Source organism: Mesobacillus selenatarsenatis SF-1, from assembly GCF_000813125.1.
Lineage (GTDB): Bacteria > Bacillota > Bacilli > Bacillales > Cytobacillaceae > Mesobacillus > Mesobacillus selenatarsenatis.
In genome coordinates, this window is sequence record NZ_BASE01000039.1 from 1 (window position 1) to 26,873 (window position 26,873).

Below are 26,873 nucleotides of genomic sequence, written 5' to 3' on the forward strand. Positions count from 1 at the left end.
ATTGCTGCAGCAATTCGTTTACTCTGTTTACCTTATCCTGCATCTTTCTTTTCACATCACGCCTGTCATCAATCCGGATATTTGTGGCTACCCGCTGGATGCCAGCATTGAACGGTGCTTCGTGAATCGCCTGGATTACCTCAAACAAAACGGGAAGTTCACCTTCAATCAAGGTATTCATCGGTGTAAGTTGATACTGGATTTTGCCTTGTTCTTCATACTGCTTAAGAATTCTTTGGATATCTGCTACATGGGAACTGACACTTGGTGTCTGTGTTCCGATTGGAATCACTGTTACATCTACAATTGCCATCAAAATCTCTCCTTGAAAATTATTAGTGAACGAGATCAATTATCTCGTTTGTCTCGATATTCAAGACTTTATCAAACTGGAAACCGTACAGGCACATTTCTCCGGAGGGAGAGCAGGAAAGGGGCTCGTTGGCCATTTCGGTGAAAATAACTTCCTCGTTACCTGAATCTAAATGATAACGAAGCAAGTCAAATCCACCATCGTAAAGGTCCGCTTCCCCCTGCTCTGTTGCCCGCAGATAAATAAAATTCTTTCCATTATCCATTAAATCATAAAAAGGAACGACCCAGCCAGAAAAAGAAGTTAACAACGGAGCCTCGATACTTCCGACCGATTTGTCACCATTCCTGAAGAAGGCATACAGGCCCGATTCTTCATTTTCTTCTTCATCCACTTTTACTGTCATTAAGTATGGTCCTTGCGAATCAAATTGATATACATCTTCGAGTAAGGTTTCCGTTTTGTTTTCCTTCAAAGAAAAGGTTCGTAACGGAGCATCTAGTGAAATCCCGTCTTCATCCCACTTCTGATAAACGAGGACATCCTCAGAAATCCATCTTACAAAAGGCTCTGGCAGTTTGATTTCTTTCAGATTATTATCCCTTAAATCCAATAAATAACTGCTGAAATCCCAATCTTCTGTAAATGCAGAAACAACTAGCAAATTCTCATCGAATGGATTCCACTCAAAAGTTAGTTCATATGATTGAATGCTTGTAGAATACAATTCTTTCCCTGTCAAATCGATAACAGTGAGGAGGCCCTCCTCTGATGCAGCGCTATGTATCATCACCTTTTTCTTCTCCGGACTTGGTACCGCGGTTATGATTGGCTGCTCACTTCTAAACAGCAATGATGCCTTTCCTGTTCCAAGATTGTATGAATATAATAAAGAAGTGCCTTCCCCGTTATTTGAAATGTAGAGAATTTCCGAATCACTTAGCCAGCCTGCAGACTTATAGAATTCTTCCTGTTCACCAATCTCGATTGGAACAATTTCCGACCCCTAAAAACGAAGGCCCTGGAGATTCCTTTACTCTATTTAAGCCGTGACCAGCTCCCTCATGCAATGAAGCATCAAGCTTCTGGGAGCAGCCGGATAGGCCGAGTGCAGAAGTGATGATGATCAGCAACAACCAGCTAACATAAGGTATACGATATGTACTCTCCTTAATTTGTCTCACCTCTACCCCCCCCATTTTAAACAATGTATATATCTGTACGTTAGAAACTCGTAAATGTTTCAATGAATTCCGAAAAATCCATATATATTTTCAATACAGAATATTACTGACTTCCATCAAACAAAAGTGAAAATCCCACTAAGTAATATCCCATGTATCCAGGCAAATTACCATCCTTATTTTTCTGAAAGAAACAATTTTCATAATAAAAACCTGCACCATTAAGGCACAGGTTTCTCTAAAATTTACTCATTTGATTTCGGGTAACTCTTTTCTTTACTGGCATTTTTATCATCATAAAATCTCAGCAAGTCCCCATAAATAATCTTATCCGAAAACTCGAGCTCGTTCTTTGCTTGATCAAAGAAAGGTTCACAAGCTGTTTTGTCAGTCGGCTCACCAGTTATTTTATCATAGCAAGTTTCTCTTGTGAATACATGATCCTTCGTGATGAAGCTGCCATCGCGCAGAACCGCAAAGTCTAGCCGATCCTTTGAGAATAGGTCTGATCCGAAGTCAATGTTATTCTTAGTATCGATTCCCAACAGATGGAGAATAGTGGGCTTGAGGTCAATCTGTCCGCCTACAGTTGGAATCGTCTTGCCTTCCTGACCAGGGATATGAACAATCAATGGCACCTGCTGTAGCTGCGTGCTTTCAAAAGGTGTAATCTCCTTGCCGAGATACTCACCCATCGCCTTATTATGGTTCTCGGAGATTCCATAATGATCACCGTATAAAATGATGATTGAGTCCTCATAGAGGCCCTCTTCTTTTAATTTTTGTATAAACAGCTTCAAAGCTTCATCCTGATAACGGACAGTCGGGAAATAATTGTTGACTGTCTTATCATTTGAAGTATATGGCTCGACAAAGCGGTCTTCCTCATTCAATTCGAATGGGAAGTGATTCGTCAATGTAATGAACTTTGAATAGAATGGCTTTGGCATAGCCTTCAAATGATCAACAGACTGTTGGAAGAACTCAATATCTTTCATTCCCCAGCCTACTGAATTTTCTTCTTTCACATCATAATCCGGCAACGAGTAGAAGCGCTCGTATCCCAGTGATTGATACATGATATCACGGTTCCAGAAGCTCTTGTTATTCGCATGCAGAGAAGCCGTGAAATAGCCGTTCTCATTCAAGATTTCAGGTGTCGCTGTATATTCATTACCTGAGTGCGTAAAGAAAACTGCACCCCGGCTTAATGGATACAATGAGTTATCAACAAGGAATTCAGAGTCTGAAGTTTTACCCTGGCCGGTCTGATGATAAAAATTATTAAAGTAATAGCTTTCTTTAATGAAATCGTTCAGGAAAGGTGTAATTTCCTGGCCATTCACAGTTTGATTTATGACAAAGTTCTGCGTGGATTCCATTGAAACCAGAATCACGTTCTTGCCTTTGGCAACACCAAACATGTCCTCGTTCGGTGGCAGATAGTTAGCGCGCACATAGTTGTCGATATCAGCCAGTTCACTGCCATCAGCCATAGCTCTCTGTGCCGAAGACTTTGACTGTAAGAAAGCATCATAAAGGTGATAATTGTATGTCCCAATATTCTTGACCAGCATTTCTCTATCGAATGTTCTTGTCAACAGTTGCGGACGCTCAGTTTCAGCCATTCCCAGGTTGAAAAATGAAATCGCGATCGCCACAAGAAAATATGCTCTGCGGTCCACCTTGGTATATTCCCGATATCCTATTAGATTTGGTTTGACTTTTAATAGAAGTGCCAATACGAGGAAATCAGCGAAATATAACAAGTCACTGAAGTTGATCAATTCAGTAACACTGCTTCCCAAGTCGCTCATATTGCTCGTTTGGAAAAGCACAGGTATCGTTAGGAAGTCATTGAAAAAACGGTAGAACACTACATTCGCGAAAAGAATCGCTGAAACTATGAAACTTGTAATCAAAATGTAGCGTTTCTGAGCCTTTTCCTTCATGAACATGCTGATTCCAAAAATGACCATCAGGAAACTTAATGGATTCATGAACAGGATAATCTCCTGTCTCCAGTTCTCAATCTTTATATCAAAGCTAGTTTTATAGGCAATATAAGTCTTTAGCCAAAGCAGGATTGTCGCAATCACAACAATGGATGCTTTAGTCCATTTATTATTCTTCATTTGTTTGTTACCTCCCTGTTAAAAATAACAGATATGGGAAATTTAAGGTGATTTTTTCCAACTGCTTAAGAATCAAAGATAATCTTAATACTTTTTTTTCTAAAAAGCAAACAAAATCAAACCTAAAAAAGCATAGACCAATTACTGTCATTTTCCTCTATTTTAGACGAATCAAACCTAAAAAAGTTTCAGGAATGTCTAAATTCCGAAAATTGAAACTTTTAGCACATAAAAAACAGGGAGTTTTGTCACAAAACTCCCTGAAGCTTATTAGGCTTATGCTATCTTGTTTTTGACCAGCCACGCAGCACCAATCACACCTGCATCATTTCCTAATGTTGCTATACTGATTTCAGTCGATTGCGCTACTCGAGGAAAAGAATTACGTAAAAATTGTTCTTTTATTGGATCGAGCAAAACATTTCCTGCTTTTGAAACTCCGCCGCCAAGGACGATTTTTTCAGGATTAAGCGTATTAGCGATATTCGCAAGAGCAATTCCCAGATGCAAAGCAACTGAATCAATGACTTTCAACGCTAATTGGTCATTTCTCTTTGCAGAATCAAAAACATCTTTTGCCGTAACATGGCCAGTTTCCTTATACACCGCTGCCAGTTCCCCAGTTGGGGTTCCTTCGTTCAATGCTTCAGTGGCAATTCGGACAATTCCAGTTGCTGAAGCAATCGTTTCCAAGCAGCCAGTCTTGCCACAGTTACACGGAGCCCCACCTTCAGCCATAGAAGTAATATGGCCTATTTCACCAGCAGCACCGCTAACACCATGTACAATGTCGCCATTCGTGATAACGCCGCCGCCTACTCCTGTCCCCAGAGTGACACATACAAGATCTTTTGCACCATTTCCAGCACCTTTCCACATCTCACCAAGTGCTGCGCAGTTAGCGTCATTATCGATTACAGCCGGAAGCGAGGTTTCAACTTCAAGCAAGTCTTTTAATGGGTAAGGCTCTCTCCATCCAAGGTTCACTGCTTCATAAATCACGCCAGTGGCAAGGTCAACTGGACCAGGTGCCCCCATGCCAATCCCGATGATTTCACTTTTTGAGTGCCCTAACTCTTCAAGCTTCGCATCAATCGCCTTTGCGATATTGACCGTTATATTTTTCCCTTCGTCTGAAACATCTGTTGGGATCTCCCATTTATGCAGGATTTCTCCATATAAACTTATGAAAGCAAGTTTAGTCGTTGTTCCTCCTAAATCTACACCTACAAGCCACTTTTCAGCCATATTAAGTCACCTTTTCTCATTTGCGTTTTTTTCTTTTTCCATCCGGATTTCTTGTCTTAAGAGTAAAATCGCGGACTGGTAATCTTTTGTCTCAATCAATTGGGAATTATACAGTTCCTTCAGTTCGGCTCCCATGAGCTCTAGATCCGCCACCCTGTCACCTATGTAAATAAATGTCCCGAATTTTTTCAAGAACTGCTGGATATCGTAAATCGTCTTCAACGTAATCCCCTCAATGTTTGTGAAAATAAGAGCATGTTTCCATTACCTAAGTATAAAGGATACTTAATGCCTCCTCAAGTATGCAGGAGAAGATTTTATGACAAATACCAAAGTCTTTCATCACTCAATTGGCTTGCTCATCATGACTACCTTAAGACTTCTTACCAATAAAAAAAAACAGCAAGCGCTGTTTTTAATTCTTATCGATCTGGATCCTGCGGTTTCAAAATCCGCGGCCTTCTGTTCTTTAATGGAATCGGAGACCGAACGAGCACATCGCGGAAGGCCCGCGGGTTGAACGGTATGAATGGCCACAGGTAAGGTACTCCAAAGGAATTCATTCTTGCAAGCAAGATGATGAACAGGACGACCCCAATCAGGAATCCGTATAGCTGGAATGCTGCAGTCAGCACTAGCAGGAAGATCCTTACAAGCCGGTTTGCCAGGCTCATTTCATAACTTGGTGTTGCGAAAGTTCCAATTGCCGCAATCGCAAGGTAAAGGATGACTTCATTTGTCAGCAGGCCCACTTCGACTGCCACTTGCCCAATCATCAAGGCGGCGACAAGTCCAAGCGCGGTTGCCAGGGAGGTCGGCGTATGGATTGCGGCCATCCTGAGCACATCGATTCCTATTTCAATCAAGAAAAACTGAAGAAATAACGGAATTTGCCCCGGATCATTCGGACCGATAAATGCCAGCTTTTCCGGGAGCAGTTCTGGTTTGACCGCGAATAAATACCATAAAGGAAGCATGAATAAGGATGACCATACAGCCATAAAACGCACCATTCTCAGATAAGCCCCGACAAGAGGTTTATTTCGGTATTCCTCGGCATGCTGCAAGTGATGCCAGAAGGTTGTCGGCGTTATAAGGACACTTGGCGATCCGTCAACGATGATGCAGACATGCCCTTCATACAGATGTGTTGCCGCGGTATCTGGCCGCTCTGTGTATCTTACCGTAGGAAAAGGATTCCAATGCTGACCTGAAATGAATTCCTCGATCGTTTTCTCACCCATCGGCAGTCCGTCCGTATCAATTTTACTGATTGAATCCTTTACTTTTTTGACCATCTCGGGATCGGCAATATCTTCTATATAACTGACGACCACATCCGTTTGCGACCTTCTGCCGACTTGCATGTACTCCATCCTCAATGTGCGGTCACGGATTCTCCTTCTTGTTAGCGCAGTATTGAAAACCAATGTTTCCACGAAACCATCTCTCGAACCTCTTACCACCCTTTCGGTATCTGGTTCCTGCGGACCGCGCACTGGATAGGTTCTTGCATCTATCAGGATGACTTCGGCCACTCCATCTACCGCTAACGCCGTAGGGCCGGCCAGAACCATATCTGCTACCTTATCAAGGTCGTCAGTCGTTTCTACCTCAACATAAGGGATGTATGTCTTGACCAGTTTCTTGAGTGTATCAATGTCCAGGGCGCCAGGCTCAAGTTTCGCAAGCAACTGCATGATATAAAGAAGAATATCGTCCTTTACGAATCCATCTACAAGAAACAAAGCCATTTCCCTGCCGGCGTACTCGACATCCAGCTGGATGACATCAAAACTCTTGCCAATTCCAAGTTCTTCTCTTAAATACTCAATATTTTTTTTCAGATTTTCCTGAACGGGATGCTTCGTTTTTTCTGCCATATTCTATCCTAACACCTTTCATTAAGGCTCTTTTATAGATTTTGTTGATGCGGCAATGAATCTTACCGTGGTCTTAGACCAGGTTAAAATTGAAAGAGCACTTACCATGTATTACAGGAACAGCTATTAAGCAATAAGCTGACCAATATTTCCCTGTCCGGTTCCTTCACCATCTTAGACAAAAAATCGCAAATACATACTTAATTGCATGTGTTCCGGACAAGTATCATATAGTGGTTATACCGACCTACCAGACAATCTGAAAAGGATGAGCTTAATGAAAAAGTATGTATTTTTGGGAATTAGCGCTTTAGCCATTGCAGTCTCTGCGTTGATGATTCAACTTCAGAACATTAACAGTTCGGAGGAGACGATCACTTTTTTTCCATTGAATGATTCTGTGCAGTACAAGAGCGCGAGTACTTCATTGACGCTGCAAAAAGATAAAAAGAATGATAAGCACACGATTGATTGGAAGATGCAATCCAGGTTGGACCAGGAGGCATACTTAAGACAGGATATGGGGCTATTATTCGTCAACGGCCTTTTAAAAGGAAAAGCTGCCAAATGGGAGCAGGATACAGCAGATGTATACCAGGAAGACTTCATTTCAAACGGGGAAAGCGCAAGGTATGACGCCATCACTATTCATTATACCGAACTGCATGGTGACGGCGACAGAATCACAAGCGCTCAAAGGATGTCTGATGACATGCTATATGTAATTGATTCTCCTTTCAGCCCACTTCAATCCTTCTCGGTCGCCAAAAGTAAACAGGAGAAGGAATGGAAGAATGTCCTGGATCAGAGTGTAAGCAACACACTGAATAAAAGCTTGAATAAGGCTGAAAAGACGTATGGGTTTAAAGCTTCGAATTATATTGCTGTACCTCTCGATACAATTAGACAATACGAAGACCAGCCTTTAAAAGGTTTTACCCAAAAGGAGACTGCCAATATTGTTGGTAAACTATGGGAGGGGTTATATAAAAATTATTACCTTGGCATAAAAAAAAGCGATGGCACTGTCGTTGATCCGATTGACAGTACCATGCCTTTGATTTTGGTTTCTAATGACAAGAGCCACCTGCTGGTTGTAACACAAACTGACTCTGGTGAGAGCATTGTACTCAAGCAGCTTCTTCAAGGTAGTAATTAATCTGCTCAAGTGTTTTTCGGTAACTATCCTGCCTGGGATTTAACTCTACCGCCTTTTCAGCATAAGTTTGAGCTTTCTTGAGTTCCTTTTCATCGAAATAAATCAATGCCAGATTGTAATATGCTTCATGGAAGTCGGGAGCCATATCAATAACCTTAAGAAGATTCCGTTTAGCTTTCTCAAGCTGACCCAGCTTGATTTCGGTAAATGAAAGCATGAATAATGATTCCGCTGAAAGTGTCTCCAACTGGCGATAATCCGTAAGCAGCTCATTTGCCTGTTCATACTCTTCCGCTTTTATATGCTGTTGCGCAAGCACCAATATTGAGCTTTCATCTACTAAATTTGCTTTGCCGCTAAAACCATACTGCAAGGTTAAAAAAACTGCAGCAACTGAGACAACCAGGAATGCTCCTTGAAGCAGTGGACGTTTCTTTTTAGGAAGGTGCAAAATACCGGCTGATGCAAACCCTCCGACAAGACCTCCTATATGTCCAGCATTATCGATTCCAGGAATGGTAAAGCCAAAAGCAAGGTTGATTCCAAGCACCACAAGTATATTCAGTCCTAATGTCCGCCAAAACAGTCTTGGTTTGGCGACACCAAAATAAAGTAGAGCTCCAAAGCAGCCAAATATCGCGCCGCTCGCTCCTGCTGAAAGATTTGGACTAAAAATGAAGCTGGCCAGTACTCCGATGAAACCTGAGAAAATATAAATAAACAAAAAGCGCAAATTGCCGTAAAGGCGTTCAACCATCGTCCCTAAGTAGTATAAAGCGAGAGTATTCATGAATAGGTGGAGCAGCCCAATATGGATGATAATCGGTGTGAAAAACCGCCACCATTCTCCCTCAAGTATAAGCGGGTTGAATTTTGCACCAAATTTTATCAGCGTTGAAGTATCCGTGCTACCTCCCGCTGCTTCAAGAACCAGAAACATCAGCACCTGTACCGCAATGAATAGATAGGTAAAAAAAGGCTTCCCATAATTAAATATCGATTGTTCTTCCTTAGCACGACTAACCGCGCTGGAAAGAGCATTTTTCTTAATAGACTCTATATTATCGACAGAGATTTCCTCTGCTAAATCAATCTCGATGTTCTCATCTATCCTATTTTCTATTTTCCTTAATGCTTCTGAAGCATTTGCCCGATCCACTGTAATGGACTCAACAGTTACCTTGCCATTTTCAGAAAGGGTCGGTTCGGCGATTCTAAAATCATAATCGTCTACTGGGGGATACGCACTAAAGTAGAGATTAAGAATCTTCAACTCTCCTTTAGCAAGTTTCCTGCGGATTCTGTCTCCATTTTCGGCAGTCATCCCGATATCCCTTTGCAGCCAATTGCTCCAATCAAGATTATAATGCAGCAGGCGAACAACCTGCGTATTCTTGTCTTCTGTCTTTTCCAGCCATAGCTCTCCATGATCCTGCGATAGCTGTAGGATACGATACTCCTTCTTCACAATCAGGAATTCCGTGACCTTCCAAAACAAATACTCTTCCAAAAAAGCCAACATCTCCCCTACTTTCCTGCTCCGGTCCCAGCACTTAATATGTATATATTTTTTCCTCTATAAAATTATTATAAACTAAAGAACCATTAACAAGATAAAAAGAGCACTTAAATCAGAAAAAGACCCGGCAAGGTCTTTTTACTGAGGCTCTTTTCGTAAACTTTGTAGCTTTCTCAACAAGAGTAAAAATCGGCACCTGGGTTTTTACGAGTATGATTGTAAATCCTCTTTAGAATTCTCCTCGAAAAGAGCCCCGATACCTTAATTAATGTGGATACCAGTCTAGGTTCGAAAAACAATAATCAATACGAAAACAGCCTTTACTGAAACTCCGAAGGTCCTGAAAATAATGAATCCATCATTTTGCTTCTAATACCCGGCAGACCCATGATTGAACCTACAGCCACCCGGCGCAAAAACCTGTTGCCAAGAAGCATATTCATGACCCTGTACCTGTTCTCAAAAACAAAATAGCCTGCCAGACCAAGCATGAAAATCGAAATTATTTTCCTTGCCATATAAATCCCTCCCTTTTTATTTTGGGAATAAAACCAATTTTTTATCCCCTTCTTTAAATATCCATTCCATGAGATGTATATAATAGAAGAAAGCGGTTACAAAAAATAGTAAATAAAAAAAAATGGGCTGCAATAATCAGCAGCCCATTTTTATTATCCCTTCAAGACAGGGTCCATTACTTTTCTCAATACTTCTACAGAATGGTCAAATTTCTGTTGTTCTTCTTCATCCAGGGAGAGTTCGACTATTTCTCTGATCCCGTTGCGGTTGACTATTGCTGGAACGCCGATATAGATGTCGTCGTGACCATATTCGCCGTTTAGTTGGGCTGAAACCGTAAGGATAGAATTCTCATTTTGGAGAATCGCTTTAGTCAATCGGACAAGACCCATGGCGATTCCATAATAGGTGGCTCCTTTACGCTGGATGATATGATAGGCAGCATCACGTACATTCGTGAAAATCTCTTCCAGGTCATCGTGCTTATAATGTTCCTGATCTTTCATCATTTTGGCGATCGGCTTTCCGCCTATGTCGGCATGGCTCCATACAGGCAATTCAGTATCACCATGCTCACCTATAATATAGGCATGTACGTTTCGAGTATCTACATTAAAATAATCTCCAAGCAAGAATCGGAATCTTGCAGTATCAAGGATTGTCCCTGAACCAATGACACGTTCCTTTGGCAGACCAGAAAATTTCCAAACAGCATATGTGAGGATATCAACAGGGTTTGTGGCGACAAGAAAAATTCCGTCAAAACCGTTGGCCATAATTTCATCTACAATGCTTTTGAAGATTTTCGTGTTTTTCTCTACAAGATCCAGCCTTGTTTCTCCTGGCTTTTGATTGGCACCAGCACAAAGCACCACCAAATCCGCATCCTTGCAGTCTGCATATGTACCAAACCAAATTTTAGTCTGGGAAGGAGCAAACGCCATTCCGTGATTCAAATCCATAGCGTCCCCTTCTGACTTTTCCTTATTAAGATCAACAAGTACTAATTCTTCAGTTACTCCCTGATTGACCATCGCAAATGCATAACTTGAACCAACGAAGCCTGTTCCAACCAAAACAACACGGTTTACATGATTTTTCATGCGTATACCCCCTTGAATTATTTCTTCTCAATTAGATTGTACTTTTTTTATCGAAATTAATGTATTGCTTTTAATTTAAGGAAACGTTATCATTATAAACATTTTGTTACATTTCGATTCTTATTCTTCGATTGCTGCCATCCTGTTTACTACTGGTACATCTAATTTAATTTTAAAGAATGTTATATAAAGCCATTCCCATAATAGCCGCTGTCAAACATGAGATAAAGTTTACGACGTCGTTGTTAATCCAGGTAAATCCTGAAACCTGTTTGGTTGGCAGGGTGCAATGGGTTAATTTTTCTGTAAAAAGATTGCAGCGAACGCATTTAAATCCTGCCTGAATATAGGCTCCAAACAACGTATCCAGGAACGACCCTGTCACACCGAAGAGAAATACAGACAATATCCAGCTAGTCCCTTCATCGAATAGATAACCACCGGTTAAAGCAATTAACAAGGATCCTGCTGCTGAAGCGGCTGTACCAAATCCAGATATTGCTCCCGAGGTTCCACGTGGCACCCTTTTGAAGGATTTGATCGATACCGGCTGCTGTCTGCTTAGCACGCCAAGTTCTGACGCCCAGGTATCTGCATTGGCACTGGCAATGGAAATAGCAAGTACAATGATCCAAAGTGGATCAGGAGAAATAAAATGTGCAAGACCCGCAATTGCTGCAGTTCCCCCATTTGCTGCTACCTGGGCCCAGTCCCTTGCTGATCCTTTTTCATGTAACTCTCCCAGGTGTTCCTTCACCTTGCTTTTATACCTGGACAGGAGGCTGGAAGTAAGAAAGAAAACTCCCATTAAAAAAAGTCCCTTTAAACCAAAACCTGCCCATATGGACATCCCGGTCAAAAAAGCTGCTATAGCTCCCGATGGTTTTAAAAGCTGAAAATATCCTGAAGCAGCCGCAAACAAGGCAATAAATCCAATTACCAAGAGCTGGTCAATCTCCAATGACGATAACTCCTTCGCTGGTGATTATTTTTCCAACCGGGATATCATGACTTTCAATAGGAATATCAGAAACAATCTGGTCTTTAAATGCCAAAGAAATCGTTTTTCCATGATAGTTTGCCAGAAAACGATCATAGTATCCTCCTCCGAACCCGAGCCTGTATCCGTTTTTATCAAAAGCGAGTCCAGGGACGACGACTAAATCTATCTCTCCAGCGCTCACAGTATTCGTTTTGGAAACAATTGGCTCGAGCAAACCATAAAAGACTGATTCAAGTTCAGAAAATTTCTTCAGTTCTCTGAAGTCCAGTCTCCGTGTCTTCGGCTCGCATTTTGGAACGACTACTCTTTTTCCCTGCTCCCATCCTTTCCTGATAATTTGGAAAGTATCGACCTCTGGAGCTTTTGATACAGTGATCGCGACTGTTGAAGCTTCCATCCATTCGTCATTTTGGAATAACTGCTGCGCTACCTTGTATGATTGGTCTTCGTATTGTGGCAGGCTAAGCTCTGATAGTTTTGCTTTAATGGACTTTCTAAGGTTTTTTTTGCCATCCATCACTCTTTCCCCCAAACATCCTGAGTATTATATGTATTGTTGTACTTACGGCATGAAGTAACTCTCTATGTATAAACAATACCATTACTTCCAGCAAGCGAGAAATGAATTATATGGTTTTTAGACAAACAAAAAAGCAGCTGGGAAAAATCCCGCTGCTTATTTTGTTTCACGATGTAAAGTTGCGCGCTTTTCTCTTGAGCAGTATTTCTTAAGCTCAAGACGATCTGGGTTGTTACGCTTATTTTTTTTAGAAATATAGTTGCGCTCTCCGCATTCTGTGCAAGCTAATGTAATATTTACACGCATGTAATTTCCCTCCAAACTATTCTAGCTAGGTTCGTGCATACGACTTTTCTATAATATCACTTTTTGTCGGGAATTGCTAGTGTGTTTTTTAAAAGCATTTCATTCAGATGAACAACCACATTTTTTTCATTTCCTTCGATCATCCAGCAGCTGCTTTTTTGTGTTTCACGAGGACCCATTTGCAAATCGAGCGAGAAAAGGCTGGCCGCAGATCCCTTTGCCATTGGCTGATAATTAAGCTTCCCTGATTCCTGGCAATTCCAGAGTCGTTCAGTGCTCACATTCCATAACGGCTGAACTGTACACTGTTTCATCCTGCCATTGCTGTTCAAACCGTTTACAAGGTAGATTCTTTTATCTGCAAAGTGAAAGATGACATCTTCATTCGGTGATACAAAACTGAATTGTTCATTAACACTATCAGCATGACGCTGCATCAGGATTAATTTCGCTTCTTTGCCAACTTTGGAATGGTTCGTCACATAAAGATTGAAAAGTTCTACCCTTGAATGAACATTTGCCTGTTTGATTTTTATCGATAAATCTTCCTGCAGCAAAAGTTTCTCAGTCACATTCCCAAGCCAATACACTTTCCCATTGACCCATATGCCAGGACTAAAAATCAATGGTTTCCTGCTGTATTCAAAGTTCTCTTCATTGTCGATTCTCAGATAAGCATTCGTCTTCATTAATACCCTCCTTATGGCAATAGTTAGATATCGCTCTTATATATAGTGTATCTGTTGACTTTGCATTTCGTTCCCAGCTGAATTTCTCATGAACTGAAATCATTCCATTTCGGCCGATTTCCTCAGCGCGGGCTTCGTTTTCAAGAATCCAATTAATGATATGAACAAGGCTTTCTTCATTTCCTGGCTGCATATAAAACCCGGTTTGAAAATCTTCAATTAATGTTTGCAATCCTCCGGTTTTCGCGACGACTGTCGGGACGCCAGCAGCAAGTGCCTCAGCAGCGGCAAGTCCAAAAGGTTCATAGCTGCTGGAAAAAACAGCCACATCTGCTCTTTTCATTAAATTGGAACGGATTTCATCATTAACGAATCCTATAAAATTGACGAACCCATTCAGTCCCATCTCCACAACCTTTTCCCTATACCCTTCTAATAGCGGCCCATTTCCAGCTACTACAAAACATAGATCCGCAGCTTTATGTTTCAGCAGGACTGCAGCTTCAATCAATGTTTGAAATCCTTTTTCCTTAACGATTCTTCCTATTGAGAAAACCAGTTTCTTGCCGGAAATGGACGGATATAAATCTTCGATATCGAAATCTTGTTCCTCCACTTTTTCCGATAGAGCCCCATTAGGAATCACTGTGATCTTGTTGTTGGGGACTTTAAATAATGAGATGACCTCAGCTTTCATAAAATCGCTGCATACGATGATTTCATCTGCAGAATGGCAAAGTTCATTCTCTTTTCTGGAAATAAATTGCTGAAGCTCGGTAAAAATGCCTTTATTACGGCCGAATTCCGTGCCATGAATCGTTGCAATCAATGGGATATCCAGAGTTCTACTGATGAAATCTGCCGCTGGTCCTGTCATCCAGTCATGGGTATGAACAACATCAAATTCAATATGTTTTGCAATATTCAATGCTTCTTCAATGACAGCAAGATTCAATCCCGCCATCCAGGAAAGGAAATCGGGATCCTGATCATTAATGGGATTTACCCGGTGGATATGGACCGTACCTTGTTTTTCATATTCTTGACTATCATAGGGTTTACTCGTTAAAACATGAATTTGCTGATTACTTTTAGCAAGTTCAGTTGCCAGTGCATGTACATGTCTCGCAAGCCCGCCTATTATATGAGGTGGGTATTCCCATGAGAGCATCAGGATTGTTCTCTCTTTTTGACTCTGGCTGCCTTTCACTTGAGGATGCTCCCTTCAAGATTTTCATAATATGTGTAGGTGCTCACCTTTCCGGCCCACCCAGGTGAAAGTGGTTTGCCCACTTTTAGCTGGTTATCGTTATGCTGGATAGCCGAATTTGACTTTAACAATGGAAAAAATGTCTCTGTGCTTCGTTTAATCCCCAGTTCAACATAGTAATTACCGGTTGGTTTAATCCCCTTGAACAGCCAGCTTGACACATCATGACGAAGAACGACTTCATGGATGACTTTCCTGGAGTCATGATCATATAAGCGCAGGGTTTTAGTGAGCTGTTCTTCCGGTATGTAAAAATATTCGCAAATGAACCGCACCTTTTCATCCTGGAGCTGCCAGTAAACAAATAGCTTGCCAGGTGTAATGATTCTCGCAACTAAATGATCCTGGAGCTTGTTAATATAATGAGTCCTCTCCGCCACGATGCACCCCCAAATTAATCATTATATTAATGGAATTGAAAATATATTCGTTAAATTTATGTTAGCATGTTCCTCTGCCAGCCACAATGAACGCAAATTGTCGTAATTTGCATCTTGCTGGATACTCTACGCAAAAACGTTTATTTATTTTTCAATAGTCTTTTAGGATTACAAATATGGCGGGTATTCGACAGTCTTTACAGCGACTGGAAATCATAATAAGACAAAACTATCATTTTTTTTCAGGAAAAAAATATAAATCGAATTTTCCTACCTTGAATGGTAAACTAATTCTATGTGTTCTAATAACAGCTCGGGAGGAATAACAGATGGGCTACATAATCATCAGTCTTTTTGTCCTGGCCGCGCTTCTTTTCGCAATTTCTTTCTTTTTTGAAAGATCCATATAAAGAATTGCGCGAAGAAATCGACCAGCTGACAATCCAGCAAATCCAGGATCTATACCAGATCAAGAAAAAGCTTAAGGTACTGGAGGAAGAATTGCTCGTAAATGATACAACCCTGGAAAAGCAATCTTCATTCAATACTGGCAAAAACCAAATTCACGATATCATAAAAAATCAGGTATGGTCGCTTGCCCAACAAGGGATGGATATAAACCAAATTGCAAAGCAATCATCACTTACAAACCAGGAAGTCCAGGAAATCATTAATGAATTTGTTGATAAAGGACAGATCGTATGAATAAACGAACAGCGCAAGCATTCGCATTAGGACTTATTTTTGCAGCGATTTTCCTCTGGGCAGGCAGCAGCGTAATCGCTGAAAAAGAACCGGAGAAGAAAGTTGCCGTTTCAGATGCCAAGAAGATTCTCGAAGAAAAAGGCTATAAGGTGTTGAGCAGCGGCGAGTTTGCCAAACTTAACGAGAAAAAAGCAGAAGTTGTAAAAGAAGAAAAACCAAAAGAAGAAGCTCCTGCAGAAAAAGCAGAAGAAGTAAAAGAAGAAAAGAAGTTCACCCTCATAATCGCCAGCGGAATGTCACCCGGTGATGTCGCGACAATGCTGGCAAGTCAGGGGATCATCGACGACGAAACCAAATTCGAGCGATTCCTGATTGATAAGGGTTACCATACAAAGGTACAAATCGGCAAGTACGAACTAAAAAGCGGCCTGGATTATCACCAAATCGCGAAAATCATTACGAAAAATAGGTAACGAATTAAGACCCTCTAACTGGAGGGTCTTTCTCTTTGTACTTTTTAAATAATTTTAAAAAAGGAGCAGGGATCCCCCTGCTCCTTAATTGCTTATTGATTTAAATCGTATCTCTTCCCTTTTACAAGGTAAAAGACGTTTTCGGCGATATTTGTTACGTGGTCTGCTGAGCGTTCAAGGTAACGGCTGATAAATGAGAGCTGGGTGATTTGCGCCAGTTGCTCGGGCATCGTTTGAGCAAGGCTTAAAAGTTCCTTGATTGTCTGTCCATACAGGTCATCCACCTGGTCGTCCATCTGTGCAACCTGTCTTGCTTTACCCAAATCCTCTTCGTTATAGGCTTCTAATGATAATTTAAGCATTTCAAGTGAGATTTGGTGCATCTGCTTGATATGCTCAATCGGCTTTACAAGAGGCTCTTTCCCGATCCTGATCGTTGATTTCGCGATGTTAACTGCAAAATCCGCCATTCTCTCAATGTCAGTCGCAATCTTAATCGCTACAATCAGCCTTCTTAAATCCACAGCTACAGGCTGCTGCTTCGCAATCAAAAGAATAGCAAAATCATTAATTTCTTCTTCGAGAAGGTTAGCGGTCGCGTCATCTTCAAGAATTTTTAAAGCAAGTTCAATATCCTTTTTTTCAAGGGCTTCTAGAGATTGGTTAAGCGCATTTACTGCAAAGTTCCCGAGTTCCAGCAGCTTTTCGTGCAATGTCTTCAGATCTTCATCAAACTTCCCTCTAACTACCATACATCATCATCCTTCCAATGAAATAATTCAATTAACCGAAACGTCCAGTAATATAATCCTCTGTTCTCTTATCAGATGGATTTGAGAAAATTTTATCAGTTTCAGCAAACTCAATGACTTCTCCATTCAGGAAGAATGCAGTCTTGTCAGATATACGGGCAGCCTGCTGCATGTTGTGGGTAACAATGATGATACTGTAATCTTTTTTTAATTCCTGAACCAGTTCCTCTACCTTCAAGGTCGAAATCGGGTCAAGTGCTGATGTAGGTTCGTCCATCAAGATGACATCGGGTTCAATGGCAAGGGCACGGGCGATACAGACTCTCTGCTGCTGACCGCCAGATAATCCGTATGCATTCTGGTTCAATCGGTCTTTTACATCATCCCAGATTGCGGCACCTCTCAAGCTCTTTTCAACAATTTCATCAAGGATCTTTTTATCGCGGATACCATGAATCTTAGGACCATAAGCGATATTATCATATATGGATTTAGGGAATGGATTCGGCTTTTGGAACACCATCCCTACACTTGTCCTTAAATCTTCAACCTGGTACGATTTTTCAAGGATGTTTCGTCCTCTGTATAAAATCTCACCAGAAATCTTCACAGTCGGGACAAGTTCTACCATTCGGTTCAACGTTTTGATATAAGTGGACTTACCACAGCCAGACGGCCCGATGATAGCTGTAACCTCGTTCTCATTGATCGCAAGGTTGATATTTTTTAAAGCATGGCCTTCACCATACCAGAGGTTCAGGTCCTTTGTTTCGTATACAACCTTTTTGGTATCTTCTTTTGCTGAATTCTGTGTATCTTTTACAGAAGCATTCGACTTATCTGTTACTACTGACATAAGTTACCCCTCCCAGACTAATATCTTTTTTGGAATTTATTACGAATCAAGATGGCAATTGAGTTCATCACAAACAAAACGAGTAGCAAAATGACGATTGTTGCAGCTGCCAGATTGGCATATTCAGCTACAAGAGCAGAGTCAATTGTCCAGTAATAAATTTGCACTGGCAAAATCGTGAATTTATCAAAAATTCCGTCTGGAATAGGTATTAACAATGCCGGAATACCAATTACAACAAGTGGTGCTGTTTCCCCAATCGCACGTGATAGAGCAAGGATGACACCAGTTAGGATCCCTGGCAATGCAGCAGGCAATACAACATTCTTGATTGTCTGCCATTTTGTAGCGCCCATCCCATAAGAAGCCTCTCGCAAAAATTGAGGTACAGCACGAATCGCTTCCTGACTTGCCACGACGACAACAGGAAGTACGAGCAATGCCATCGTTAAACCGCCGGCCAGGACAACTGATCCTAAATCAAGTGTCCTTGCAAATACAGTCAGACCAAGGATTCCGAATACGACAGATGGAACCCCAGCCAGGTTTGAAATATTCGTTTTAATAAAGGAAGAAATACGACCTTTAGTTGCATATTCTTCAAGATAAATTGCTGTACCGATACCGAGGAGCATTGTTACTGGTGCCACTACGACCATCAGCCATAAAGTCCCGGTGATTGCGCCCCATATACCTGCTCTTTCTGGGTCAGTGGATAGTCTGTTCATCAGGAAATCAATGTCTATCCATGGTAATCCATCTTTTAAAACTCGGTAAATCAGAACGACCAGAACTAACAGTCCAAATAGTGTTGAAAGGAAGAATAATGTTTTTGCAAGGTTGTTCGCCATTAAACGAGAACCCATCTTTTTTTGTACTTGAGTGGAATCTACATATTTCATCTTAATATTCCTCCCTGAACTTGCGAGAGATATATTGTGCGACCATATTCATAATCAGTGTAAAAACAAACAAAGTCATCGCAACTGCATAAAGGCTGTAATACAATGTAGTTCCCGCAGCAGCTTCCCCTCCGGTAACTTCTACAATATAAGCTGTCATTGTCTGCATAGATTGAGTGACATCAAAAGTGAAGTTTTTGGAACTTCCGCTGGCAATGGTTACAATCATGGTCTCGCCTATTGCTCTGGAAATCCCCAGAACAAAAGATGCGATAATACCAGAGATTGCAGCTGGAATAACAACTTTCCAGGTTACTTCAAGCTTGGTTGCACCCAAAGCCAATGCCCCTTCTCTCATCGAATTTGGCACTGAACTCATCGCGTCCTCCGATAGCGATGCAACCATTGGGATAATCATGATACCCATGACAATCCCTGGACTCAATATATTTGTTGGTTCTAGACCAGGAATAAATGATCTTAATAAAGGGGTTACAAAGGTGAATGCAAAGAAACCATACACGATCGTTGGGATGCCTGCAAGAATTTCAAGTATTGGCTTTAATAGCCTTCGTGTCTTTTCAGAAGCATACTCACTCAGGAATACCGCTGTCATTAGTCCGACCGGAATGGCGACGAGCATGGCAATTGCAGTGGAAATGAGTGTCCCAGTAAGCAGGGGTAATACTCCAAATACAGCATTTTCACCCAACGGCTTCAACTTAGTGCCCGTAAAAAAATCTATGAAAGGAACGTCCTTAAAAAAGGCGATTGTTTCAGTAAGTAATGTAAGTACAATTCCAATTGTCGTAAAAACCGAGATAGCTGCAATTCCAAATAAAATTTTTGGTATGAATTTTTCAGTATAATTATTGAAACTCTTCGTCTTTTTCTTTTCTTGAATTATTTCGCGTACATTTAAGTTTTGGTCGTGTTCATGTACAACACCTTTTGCCACAAAAAAAACCCCTTTCATCCTTCTCATCCAAGGAAGAACTTTCCCTTATATTACCCAAGGAAAAACTATACCATTATCATAAGCAAGAAGATGAGAAGGTCAGACTTCTCATCTTCCGCCGTAAGTTTTTACTTCTTCAATCCATTTAGTGTATCGAGTGATGCTTGTACGTCTTCATCAGATAAGGGAGCGAAACCAGTTTCCTTTGCAACGTCCTGAGCATTGTTCATTGTATAAATAGCATAGTCCAATACTTGCGGCTTTTCTTTCGCGTTATTCACATTCAAATAAGTGAATACTGGACGAGTGAAGGGAGCATAGTCTCCATCTTCTTTGATCGTATCCAAACTAGGCTCTACCGGGCCATTGCCAAAGTCTACTTTTACAGCGGAAAGCTTGTCTTTATTGCTTTCATAGTATCCATAACCGAAGAAGCCAATTGCATTCTTGTCTTTGGAAACAAGGTCAACAAGAGTAGAGTAGTCTTGCTGCAGATTGATATCCTCTGGAAGATCTTGTTCTTCCAAGATAGTTTCAAACATGAACTCATAAGTTCCATGGTTTTCATTAGGTCCATAAGTTTTGATTTCTTCGTTCGGGAAATCAGCGCGGACATCAGACCATTTTTTCTTTCCTGCGCTAGCAAGGAAGATATCTTTTACTTCCTGTTCAGTAAGCTCAGTAGCCCAGTCATTATCTTTATTAATGACGATTGTAATACCGTCAAGTGCAACCTTCATTTCTTGTACTTCTATTCCAAGTTCCTCAGCTTTTGCTTTTTCCTCATCCTTAATCTGACGGGAAGCATCATTGTAGTCAGTTCCGTCTTCAGCAAGGAATTTCTTGAAGCCTGCTGATGTTCCGGAGCGACTTACTTCTACAGAAACATTTTCTTGTTCACCCATATAGTTTTCAGCCATGCGTGCCATGAATGGATATACTGTACCAGAACCGTCAATAACGACGCTGCCTTCCAGTTCTTCACCATTTCCACCTTCGTTATCTCCGCCACCACAAGCCGCAGCGAATACCATGACAGCTGCCAGCATAGAAAACAGGCCCATCTTTTTAAGACTCTTCATTCCTTAATTCCCCCTACGAGATGTGGTTGTTATGTTATGTCCTACAAGACCAAGAATACAGTTCTTCTTTTAAGACTGTTTTAACTGAATGTAAAGGTTTTGTAAATTCGTTGATTCTTGTGTATTCTTGTCGAAAAAAGGTAATACATTAAGTTTGTCCGGTTGGCGTTAGTATACCCATATAAATAGAAAAAAAACTGCCTCATAGAGACAGTTTAATCAGGTTTATTGTTCAATATCTTCAGCAATTTCTTCAAGAAGTTCAGTTCCTTCTTCTTTCTTTTCAATTTCCTGGATTGGCTGTTCGGGATTCATATTTCCCTCAAGGCGTTTCTTTTTCAGTTCGAAATACGTATCCAAGACTCTCCGCCCGATGTCATTATTTGCATGGTGTCCCTGATTGCCTTCATATGCCCAAGGAACCATGACAGCCATCGCAATTTCTGGATTTTCATAGGGAGCATAAGCAACCAGGCTCAAGTTCATCACTTCAGGAGGCTTATCATAATTCTTTCTTTTCGGGCCATCATAAAAAGCTTGCGCTGTACCCGTTTTGCCAGCAGGTTTATAATCAGCGGTATAAAAGGCCCCATAGGCCGTACCGCCTCTCTCCTGCATAACCCTTCTAAAACCTTCCTGAACTCTGTCAAACCATTCCGGTTTGCCGTCAACCTTATTCAGGATGACAGGTTCCAATTCATTCAGCACCGGACCAACCTCATTATTTTTCATGACCGGTTCTCTGATCTCTTTTACAATCCTTGGCTGAAGTCTATTACCGCCATTAGCAATTGTTGAAACATATTGTGCCAATTGAAGTGTCGTGTACGTATCATACTGACCTATCGCAAAGTCAAGCAAGAGACCTGGCCTTGTCTCTGTTCCCTTGAAACCGACCATCTCGTTTGGCAGGTCAATACCTGTCCTTGTACCAAGGCCAAATTGACTGAAATAATTTCTCATCGTATTAAAAGCTTGTGGCTCAAGGTACAATGGCTTATCATATCTGTAATTCCCTTTCCCGATGTTAATCGCAGTCATGAACATGTAAACGTTTGACGACACCTTTAATGCATTTCGATCGTCAAGAGTACCCAATCCTGCTTTCCAGGATTTTTTCGGATTCGTTCCTGCTATCTTAATCGGTGTATCATAAAACTGTGTACCCGGACTGATTGCTCCGGTGTTGAATCCTGTTAAGATTGTTGCTCCTTTTACAGCGGACCCGACATTATAGGAAGTTGTAAAGTTCCCGCTCGCAAAATCTTGCATGACCGTTTTTCCTGTTTCTTCATCCTTAACGATCTGCTTCCCGGCTAGCGACAACACTTCTCCTGTGTTAGGGTCCATTAACACAACAAATGCCCTGTCCAGTAGTCCTGTTCTTGGCTGCTGCTTTGCCTTCGCCAACTCTTCTTCGATAATTTTTTCTACAGCCAGCTGAAGATCCATGTCGATCGTCAGCACAAGGTCCTTGCCACGCTGTCCATCAGTAATCACCTTTGTGTCCAGAACGTTTCCGCCCTTATCGGTAATGTTTTTCACTTTTGCCTTCTGGCCGTGAAGTACATCTTCATATTGTTGTTCAATGTAACTTAAGCCGACTCTATCGTTCCGGCTGTATCCGCGAGCAAGATAATACTCAAGCTTTTCTTTCGGAAGCCCCTTTTCGGAATCACTTACTTTTCCTAGAATCGACCTAAGCGTTTTGTCATAAGAATATTTTCGCTCCCAGTCAGTCGTTGTGTCGACACCTGGCAGCATTTCGAGGTTCTCACTGACAATAGCGAACTCCTCCGGTGTTACCTCTTTTTTGACGATTTGAGGCGATAATGCGTATCCGCTCATCATCTCACGTAAAATAGCGAGTATTTCAAGATCCTCGTCCGTTAATTCATTGAGCTCGTTTTCAGTAATCCGATCCAGCTGGAGATTATAAAGGGCTTTATCATCCAGCTTTTTTTCATCATACTGTGCCCATTCTTTTTCTAGGATTTTTTCTCTGGCACGCTCTTCATTTGTTAAGATCCAATAATCCTTTTTGTCCCGTTCTCTGACTTTCTTTAAATCCTCTTCAGAATCCTTTGATATCAGTTTTGCGAGTCGTTCTGCGACCATGAGCATCTCTTTCGTCTTAGTGCCCTGGCTCTTTGTATATGTTATAGCCTTACTGGGTGTATTATCGACAATCGTTTTCATGTTCCGGTCGTACATTTTCCCTCTCGGAACAGGATTGTTCACGGTAACGTCTTCAGTTCGTTCTATTTCCCTTTTAAAATCCTCACCGTAAACAATTTGAACAATGCCAAGTCTTAAAATTAGCATTGAAAACAAAACAAAAACCGCAAAAAACAACATATTCAGCCTGAATGGCACATGCGTCTTCTTCTTTTTCTTCTTGTTCAAGCCTCTCCCACCTCTTCAGTCTGTATGTCCATGATTATGCACTATCATTTATTTTATCGAAAGTGGCCGTTATTTTCTATCAATAAACTATAGCAGAAAGATTTTCCAATTATATTGAATTATAGAAAAAGGCTGTTTTCGTAAAGATTGTTGTTAAAATCCTAAAGCCGATTTTAACGTAATATATACCCATTTTGTAGGTCGGTATTAAGTTTTCATGCTCTTTTCTCATAAGTAGCGTCAACTTTATGAAGGTATATAGTTAATTCACTCCAATTTTGTATTCAAAGCAACAAAGTTTGAGAAAAGAGCCTAGAAAAAAGACCGGGGAATCATCCCGGTCATGCTGGGGCTTTCAAATTAATTTTCCTGATAAAAAAGTAAATCAATGTATGTCCGCTTCCAAGGATGACAAGTAGGATGGGGATTGCCCGTTCTTCATTGAACATATGGGTTGAAACCAGGAATAATAAAATCGAAGCAATACGGCCAAGGTTCAAAAATAATTCGCGGACAACTATATATTCGATTCTCATTTCAGCAGCTTTCCAGCCACGTCCAATCACATCATAGGTCATTGATGCATACGGAACGAGAAGCAATGGATAAGCGACTGCAATCAGAGCCGCATATAACAACAGACGGAAATAGCTGACCTGGAAAACGATCAGGAAAATCGCTAAGAAAAGAATCACCCCGCCCACGAGAATCGCTTTTTTCCTGTATTCTTTTTTCAGCATTCTTGAGACAAAAAAGTAGGCTAGAAATGAAATCCCTGAATTGATCAGGCCATAGGTACCCAACGCCATTTCGCTATCTGTAGCAATAAATACAAAAACCGAAACAATGAAAACAAATACTCCCTCCCTCAAACCTTGAAAAAAATGAGCATTTGTAACCATTCGCCAATTTTTATCATGCTTCCTTTCAGTGATAATGCGCTGAAACCAGTACTTCCCATGGGCAGGCCTCCGTTTCAGGAAGAAACTTAGCAACACTGCGATTGAAAAAAGACCCAATGAAAGTCCAAATACTACCGTATAGCCAGTCAACTTCTCAAGCCGGGATATAATGAATCCTGCAGCGACAGGACCAATCATTCCACCTACAGAACCAAGGATGCCCAGAAAACCATTAAAGAAATCACGTGTTTCCGGTTCAGTGATTTCAAAAGTGAGAACATTGTAGGCGAGCCAATAAAAACCGTAGCCTATTCCTAAAAGCACACCTAGTAACAGTAAAAAATCGGAAGCTTTTGTTCCTACAAACAAAACTGTTACATAAAACAAGGCCAGAAAGATTACACCGATACGAAGGACAATGACCCTGTCGACTTTTTTTGCCCATCTCCCCGCGAGAATGAATGTAAGCGGCTGCGCAACGACAATCGATAAATTATACATTGCCAGATCGGCAAGTTCACCAGATTGCTTCCATAAATAAATGTTAACAAAGGTATTCGAAAGGGCAATGCTCAATGAGTACAATCCCCCAATAATCAATAGGAGCGCTAAATCCTTTGTCAATTCAATGTCTCCTAATAATTTGTTTACTTTGCTCATGATCGACTCCCCTTTTCTCTAGGGTAGTTTCTAACAAAGTAAAGGGGGTTATTCAGTTTTTCCCGAGGGTCTTTTGAGGATAAATAAAGGAGTACCACAAAAAAAGAGAGACTGCAATCAATTGCAGCCTCTCATGTTATCTTCAATTATTTTGCAGAAGTGTAACGGTTGCTAACTTCTTCCCAGTTAACAACGTTCCAGAATGCACCAATGTATTCCGGTCTTCTGTTTTGATAGTTCAGGTAGTATGCATGCTCCCAAACATCAAGTCCAAGAATTGGAGTCTTGCCTTCCATTAATGGAGAGTCCTGGTTTGGAGTGCTAGTAACTTCAAGCTCACCATTGTTAACAACAAGCCAAGCCCAGCCTGAACCGAAACGAGTAGTTGCTGCCTTAGAGAACTCTTCTTTGAAGCCTTCGAAGCCGCCAAACTTAGAGTTGATTGCATCTGCTAGTTCACCAGTAGGCTCGCCGCCTCCGTTTGGAGAGATAACTTGCCAGAATAAAGAGTGGTTTGCATGTCCGCCACCATTGTTGCGAACTGCTGTGCGTGCTGCTTCTGGAACTGCATCAAGGTTAGAAACTACTTCCTCAACAGTTTTGGAAAGAAGCTCTTCGTTTCCTTCCAAAGCATTGTTAAGATTTGTTACATAAGTGTTGTGGTGCTTCGTGTGATGGATATTCATTGTTTCTTTGTCGATGTGTGGCTCAAGTGCATCATATGCATAAGGTAATTGTGGTAATTCAAATGCCATTTTTAACATCCTCCTATGTATCGTGTTTCACTTCCAGAACAAAACCTTTTACATAATTCTGTTATTAGAATTGTTCTAAAAGTGCTTCTTGTTTAGATTACCAAAGAACGGTAATCGTTTCAAATAAAATGCTTTCATATAACGTGTTTAAAATCCCCTATTCTTCGACGTTATATACATTTTATTTTCATTGGCACTATCTTTAATGAAAATTGAAACAAAATTCTGTTGTGCCAGTCTAACAAGTCAGTTTATAAAAAAAACAGAAATGGAGTCTCTTGATAAAGTTTCAGAAAATCGTCAATATTGCTCAAATGCAGTCCTGTCAACGATATATGTCGCATCTACAACATAATAGTTACATTTATTTCCAATACACCGTTGACACAGTAACAACAATTCTTTTAAATCAAAAGTATAGAAAGGCTTAATAAGGAGACGACCTTGATGGACAAAAATATATCATTATATAGCTTAATTTTGCAAAACTTCATTGATCGGGAAACAATTCAAAAAATCAAGCCGGAAACAATGCTATTCCAGGAAGATGAAAATGTCCAGAATGTTTATGTTATCCTGAGTGGAAGTGTGTCTGTTGGCCGGGTTCATATGAAAGGAAAGGAATTCATCCTGAAAATCTTGAATGGTGAAGAAATGATCATTGAATATGAACTGTTCAAGCATAATCCGCGTTATCATTTTTCAGCTAAGTCTCTAACAGAATGTGAAATTCTAATGATCAAAAGAGAGCAGTTCGAGGAATTCATTATGAATGATAAAACTGCTATGAACGCGATGGTAAACTGGCTAAGTACCAGATACCTAAAAGCACAGATGAAATGTCAGGACCTGATCATGAACGGGAAGAAAGGCGGCTTGTATTCCATTTTGATCAGGCTGTGCAATAGTTACGGCGTCATGACAGACGAAGGCATCCTGATCGATTTGCCCCTCACCCATCAGGAGCTGGCTAATCTAACGTATGGAACACGTGAAGTTATCCAGAGAATGCTGAAAGAATTACGAGAGAAAGACGTCATCACTTATGATCAGCTTAAATTCACGGTAAAGAACCTGGCATATTTAAAGAAAGAAGTCGATTGTCAGAATTGTTCATTTGAGATTTGCGGGCTAAATTAAAGAGCGCCACAATAAAGCGGACGATACCGGCTCATGAGCTCTTAATTGTCA

The 26,873-nt window shown here is 40.9% G+C and carries 28 protein-coding genes; 4 read left to right on the top strand and 24 right to left on the bottom strand.

The window, feature by feature from the left end:
- The 7 genes from TY49_RS08485 to TY49_RS08510 form a co-directional block, all read right to left on the bottom strand.
- A partial coding sequence (locus TY49_RS08485) for an MTH1187 family thiamine-binding protein (RefSeq protein WP_041965482.1) occupies window positions 1-313 on the bottom strand: 313 nt, incomplete at its 3' end.
- Window positions 314-335: 22 nt separating this feature from the next.
- A complete protein-coding gene (locus TY49_RS08490; protein ID WP_369389613.1) occupies window positions 336-1,310 on the bottom strand; it encodes a YqgU-like beta propeller domain-containing protein in 975 nt (324 codons plus the stop codon).
- Entirely contained in the window at window positions 1,288-1,497 is a 210-nt protein-coding gene (locus TY49_RS24590) for a hypothetical protein (protein ID WP_156972638.1), read from the bottom strand. The genes TY49_RS08490 and TY49_RS24590 overlap by 23 nt, the downstream gene beginning before the upstream one ends.
- Before the next feature lie 245 nt (window positions 1,498-1,742).
- Window positions 1,743-3,632: an LTA synthase family protein gene (locus TY49_RS08495; protein WP_041965484.1), complete on the bottom strand. Its 1,890-nt coding sequence runs from the start codon at window positions 3,630-3,632 to the stop codon at window positions 1,743-1,745.
- Between the two features lie 276 nt (window positions 3,633-3,908).
- The gene (locus TY49_RS08500) at window positions 3,909-4,880 is read right to left on the bottom strand and encodes an ROK family glucokinase (RefSeq protein WP_041965485.1); all 972 of its coding nucleotides are present in this window, start codon (window positions 4,878-4,880) and stop codon (window positions 3,909-3,911) included.
- A gap of 6 nt (window positions 4,881-4,886) precedes the next feature.
- On the bottom strand, window positions 4,887-5,102 hold the full coding sequence (locus TY49_RS08505; RefSeq protein WP_041965486.1) for a YqgQ family protein: 216 nt from the start codon (window positions 5,100-5,102) through the stop codon (window positions 4,887-4,889).
- Window positions 5,103-5,302: 200 nt separating this feature from the next.
- Entirely contained in the window at window positions 5,303-6,763 is a 1,461-nt protein-coding gene (locus TY49_RS08510; RefSeq protein WP_041965487.1) for a spore germination protein, read from the bottom strand.
- 277 nt (window positions 6,764-7,040) lie between these two features.
- On the opposite strand from TY49_RS08510, the gene TY49_RS08515 reads away from it, so the two are divergent.
- On the top strand, window positions 7,041-7,922 hold the full coding sequence (locus tag TY49_RS08515) for a hypothetical protein (protein ID WP_041965488.1): 882 nt from the start codon (window positions 7,041-7,043) through the stop codon (window positions 7,920-7,922).
- Here the strand turns inward: TY49_RS08515 and TY49_RS08520 are convergent.
- The 9 genes from TY49_RS08520 to TY49_RS08560 form a co-directional block, all read right to left on the bottom strand.
- On the bottom strand, window positions 7,894-9,444 hold the full coding sequence (locus TY49_RS08520; RefSeq protein WP_232310417.1) for a rhomboid family protein: 1,551 nt from the start codon (window positions 9,442-9,444) through the stop codon (window positions 7,894-7,896). The two genes, TY49_RS08515 and TY49_RS08520, sit on opposite strands and share 29 nt — an antisense overlap.
- Before the next feature lie 317 nt (window positions 9,445-9,761).
- Complete coding sequence (yqgO, locus tag TY49_RS08525; RefSeq protein WP_041965489.1) at window positions 9,762-9,959, bottom strand: protein YqgO; 198 nt, start codon at window positions 9,957-9,959, stop codon at window positions 9,762-9,764.
- A 153-nt stretch (window positions 9,960-10,112) separates the two neighbouring features.
- Complete coding sequence (locus TY49_RS08530; protein ID WP_041965490.1) at window positions 10,113-11,063, bottom strand: L-lactate dehydrogenase; 951 nt, start codon at window positions 11,061-11,063, stop codon at window positions 10,113-10,115.
- Window positions 11,064-11,235: 172 nt separating this feature from the next.
- Window positions 11,236-12,024 carry a DUF92 domain-containing protein gene (locus TY49_RS08535; RefSeq protein WP_052442135.1) on the bottom strand — a complete coding sequence of 263 codons (789 nt, stop codon included), beginning with the start codon at window positions 12,022-12,024 and terminating at the stop codon, window positions 11,236-11,238.
- The gene (locus tag TY49_RS08540) at window positions 12,014-12,583 is read right to left on the bottom strand and encodes a 5-formyltetrahydrofolate cyclo-ligase (RefSeq protein ID WP_041965491.1); all 570 of its coding nucleotides are present in this window, start codon (window positions 12,581-12,583) and stop codon (window positions 12,014-12,016) included. The genes TY49_RS08535 and TY49_RS08540 overlap by 11 nt, the downstream gene beginning before the upstream one ends.
- Window positions 12,584-12,742: 159 nt before the next feature.
- Complete coding sequence (rpmG, locus tag TY49_RS08545; RefSeq protein ID WP_023627313.1) at window positions 12,743-12,892, bottom strand: 50S ribosomal protein L33; 150 nt, start codon at window positions 12,890-12,892, stop codon at window positions 12,743-12,745.
- A 56-nt stretch (window positions 12,893-12,948) separates the two neighbouring features.
- Window positions 12,949-13,581, bottom strand: coding sequence for a hypothetical protein (locus tag TY49_RS08550; protein ID WP_052442136.1), 633 nt, complete (start codon window positions 13,579-13,581; stop codon window positions 12,949-12,951).
- Window positions 13,547-14,791 (bottom strand): glycosyltransferase family 4 protein, encoded by a 1,245-nt coding sequence (locus TY49_RS08555; protein ID WP_052442137.1) that lies wholly within the window; start codon window positions 14,789-14,791, stop codon window positions 13,547-13,549. The genes TY49_RS08550 and TY49_RS08555 overlap by 35 nt, the downstream gene beginning before the upstream one ends.
- Complete coding sequence (locus TY49_RS08560) at window positions 14,788-15,231, bottom strand: DUF4912 domain-containing protein (RefSeq protein ID WP_041965492.1); 444 nt, start codon at window positions 15,229-15,231, stop codon at window positions 14,788-14,790. The genes TY49_RS08555 and TY49_RS08560 overlap by 4 nt, the downstream gene beginning before the upstream one ends.
- 393 nt (window positions 15,232-15,624) lie before the next feature.
- Between TY49_RS08560 and TY49_RS08565 the strand changes: the two genes are divergently transcribed.
- Complete coding sequence (locus TY49_RS08565) at window positions 15,625-15,936, top strand: hypothetical protein (protein WP_232310418.1); 312 nt, start codon at window positions 15,625-15,627, stop codon at window positions 15,934-15,936.
- The gene (locus tag TY49_RS23895) at window positions 15,933-16,409 is read left to right on the top strand and encodes a hypothetical protein (RefSeq protein ID WP_052442138.1); all 477 of its coding nucleotides are present in this window, start codon (window positions 15,933-15,935) and stop codon (window positions 16,407-16,409) included. Before TY49_RS08565 ends, TY49_RS23895 begins: the two co-directional genes overlap by 4 nt.
- A gap of 92 nt (window positions 16,410-16,501) precedes the next feature.
- Here TY49_RS23895 and phoU read toward each other — a convergent pair whose 3' ends face one another.
- The 8 genes from phoU to TY49_RS08610 form a co-directional block, all read right to left on the bottom strand.
- Window positions 16,502-17,161 (bottom strand): phosphate signaling complex protein PhoU, encoded by a 660-nt coding sequence (gene phoU, locus TY49_RS08575; RefSeq protein WP_041965493.1) that lies wholly within the window; start codon window positions 17,159-17,161, stop codon window positions 16,502-16,504.
- Between the two features lie 31 nt (window positions 17,162-17,192).
- Window positions 17,193-18,017: a phosphate ABC transporter ATP-binding protein PstB gene (pstB, locus tag TY49_RS08580; RefSeq protein ID WP_041965494.1), complete on the bottom strand. Its 825-nt coding sequence runs from the start codon at window positions 18,015-18,017 to the stop codon at window positions 17,193-17,195.
- 17 nt (window positions 18,018-18,034) lie between these two features.
- On the bottom strand, window positions 18,035-18,919 hold the full coding sequence (gene pstA / locus TY49_RS08585; RefSeq protein ID WP_041965495.1) for a phosphate ABC transporter permease PstA: 885 nt from the start codon (window positions 18,917-18,919) through the stop codon (window positions 18,035-18,037).
- A 1-nt stretch (window position 18,920) separates the two neighbouring features.
- On the bottom strand, window positions 18,921-19,895 hold the full coding sequence (gene pstC, locus TY49_RS08590) for a phosphate ABC transporter permease subunit PstC (RefSeq protein WP_041965496.1): 975 nt from the start codon (window positions 19,893-19,895) through the stop codon (window positions 18,921-18,923).
- A gap of 110 nt (window positions 19,896-20,005) precedes the next feature.
- Complete coding sequence (locus TY49_RS08595; protein WP_041965497.1) at window positions 20,006-20,959, bottom strand: PstS family phosphate ABC transporter substrate-binding protein; 954 nt, start codon at window positions 20,957-20,959, stop codon at window positions 20,006-20,008.
- A 225-nt stretch (window positions 20,960-21,184) separates the two neighbouring features.
- The gene (locus tag TY49_RS08600) at window positions 21,185-23,317 is read right to left on the bottom strand and encodes a peptidoglycan D,D-transpeptidase FtsI family protein (protein WP_232310420.1); all 2,133 of its coding nucleotides are present in this window, start codon (window positions 23,315-23,317) and stop codon (window positions 21,185-21,187) included.
- A 389-nt stretch (window positions 23,318-23,706) separates the two neighbouring features.
- Window positions 23,707-24,927 carry an MFS transporter gene (locus TY49_RS08605; RefSeq protein ID WP_041965499.1) on the bottom strand — a complete coding sequence of 407 codons (1,221 nt, stop codon included), beginning with the start codon at window positions 24,925-24,927 and terminating at the stop codon, window positions 23,707-23,709.
- Between the two features lie 146 nt (window positions 24,928-25,073).
- On the bottom strand, window positions 25,074-25,682 hold the full coding sequence (locus TY49_RS08610) for a superoxide dismutase (RefSeq protein ID WP_041965500.1): 609 nt from the start codon (window positions 25,680-25,682) through the stop codon (window positions 25,074-25,076).
- Between the two features lie 447 nt (window positions 25,683-26,129).
- On the opposite strand from TY49_RS08610, the gene TY49_RS08615 reads away from it, so the two are divergent.
- A complete protein-coding gene (locus TY49_RS08615; protein WP_232310419.1) occupies window positions 26,130-26,822 on the top strand; it encodes a Crp/Fnr family transcriptional regulator in 693 nt (230 codons plus the stop codon).
- Window positions 26,823-26,873: the final 51 nt, after the last annotated feature.

What these genes read in the sequence shown, in the direction of transcription:
- TY49_RS08530 (WP_041965490.1), bottom strand. Translation starts at nt 11,063, where the DNA reads ATGAAAAATCATGTAAACCGTGTTGTTTTGGTTGGAACAGGCTTCGTT.
- TY49_RS08500 (WP_041965485.1), bottom strand. Translation starts at nt 4,880, where the DNA reads ATGGCTGAAAAGTGGCTTGTAGGTGTAGATTTAGGAGGAACAACGACT.
- TY49_RS23895 (WP_052442138.1), top strand. Translation starts at nt 15,933, where the DNA reads ATGAATAAACGAACAGCGCAAGCATTCGCATTAGGACTTATTTTTGCA.
- TY49_RS08615 (WP_232310419.1), top strand. Translation starts at nt 26,130, where the DNA reads ATGGACAAAAATATATCATTATATAGCTTAATTTTGCAAAACTTCATT.
- TY49_RS08595 (WP_041965497.1), bottom strand. Translation starts at nt 20,959, where the DNA reads ATGAAGAGTCTTAAAAAGATGGGCCTGTTTTCTATGCTGGCAGCTGTC.
- pstA (WP_041965495.1), bottom strand. Translation starts at nt 18,919, where the DNA reads ATGAAATATGTAGATTCCACTCAAGTACAAAAAAAGATGGGTTCTCGT.
- TY49_RS08540 (WP_041965491.1), bottom strand. Translation starts at nt 12,583, where the DNA reads ATGGATGGCAAAAAAAACCTTAGAAAGTCCATTAAAGCAAAACTATCA.
- TY49_RS08605 (WP_041965499.1), bottom strand. Translation starts at nt 24,927, where the DNA reads ATGAGCAAAGTAAACAAATTATTAGGAGACATTGAATTGACAAAGGAT.
- TY49_RS08495 (WP_041965484.1), bottom strand. Translation starts at nt 3,632, where the DNA reads ATGAAGAATAATAAATGGACTAAAGCATCCATTGTTGTGATTGCGACA.
- pstC (WP_041965496.1), bottom strand. Translation starts at nt 19,895, where the DNA reads ATGAAAGGGGTTTTTTTTGTGGCAAAAGGTGTTGTACATGAACACGAC.
- rpmG (WP_023627313.1), bottom strand. Translation starts at nt 12,892, where the DNA reads ATGCGTGTAAATATTACATTAGCTTGCACAGAATGCGGAGAGCGCAAC.
- pstB (WP_041965494.1), bottom strand. Translation starts at nt 18,017, where the DNA reads ATGTCAGTAGTAACAGATAAGTCGAATGCTTCTGTAAAAGATACACAG.
- TY49_RS08550 (WP_052442136.1), bottom strand. Translation starts at nt 13,581, where the DNA reads ATGAAGACGAATGCTTATCTGAGAATCGACAATGAAGAGAACTTTGAA.
- TY49_RS08515 (WP_041965488.1), top strand. Translation starts at nt 7,041, where the DNA reads ATGAAAAAGTATGTATTTTTGGGAATTAGCGCTTTAGCCATTGCAGTC.
- TY49_RS08510 (WP_041965487.1), bottom strand. Translation starts at nt 6,763, where the DNA reads ATGGCAGAAAAAACGAAGCATCCCGTTCAGGAAAATCTGAAAAAAAAT.
- phoU (WP_041965493.1), bottom strand. Translation starts at nt 17,161, where the DNA reads ATGGTAGTTAGAGGGAAGTTTGATGAAGATCTGAAGACATTGCACGAA.
- TY49_RS08610 (WP_041965500.1), bottom strand. Translation starts at nt 25,682, where the DNA reads ATGGCATTTGAATTACCACAATTACCTTATGCATATGATGCACTTGAG.
- TY49_RS08520 (WP_232310417.1), bottom strand. Translation starts at nt 9,444, where the DNA reads ATGTTGGCTTTTTTGGAAGAGTATTTGTTTTGGAAGGTCACGGAATTC.
- TY49_RS08600 (WP_232310420.1), bottom strand. Translation starts at nt 23,317, where the DNA reads ATGTTGTTTTTTGCGGTTTTTGTTTTGTTTTCAATGCTAATTTTAAGA.
- yqgO (WP_041965489.1), bottom strand. Translation starts at nt 9,959, where the DNA reads ATGGCAAGGAAAATAATTTCGATTTTCATGCTTGGTCTGGCAGGCTAT.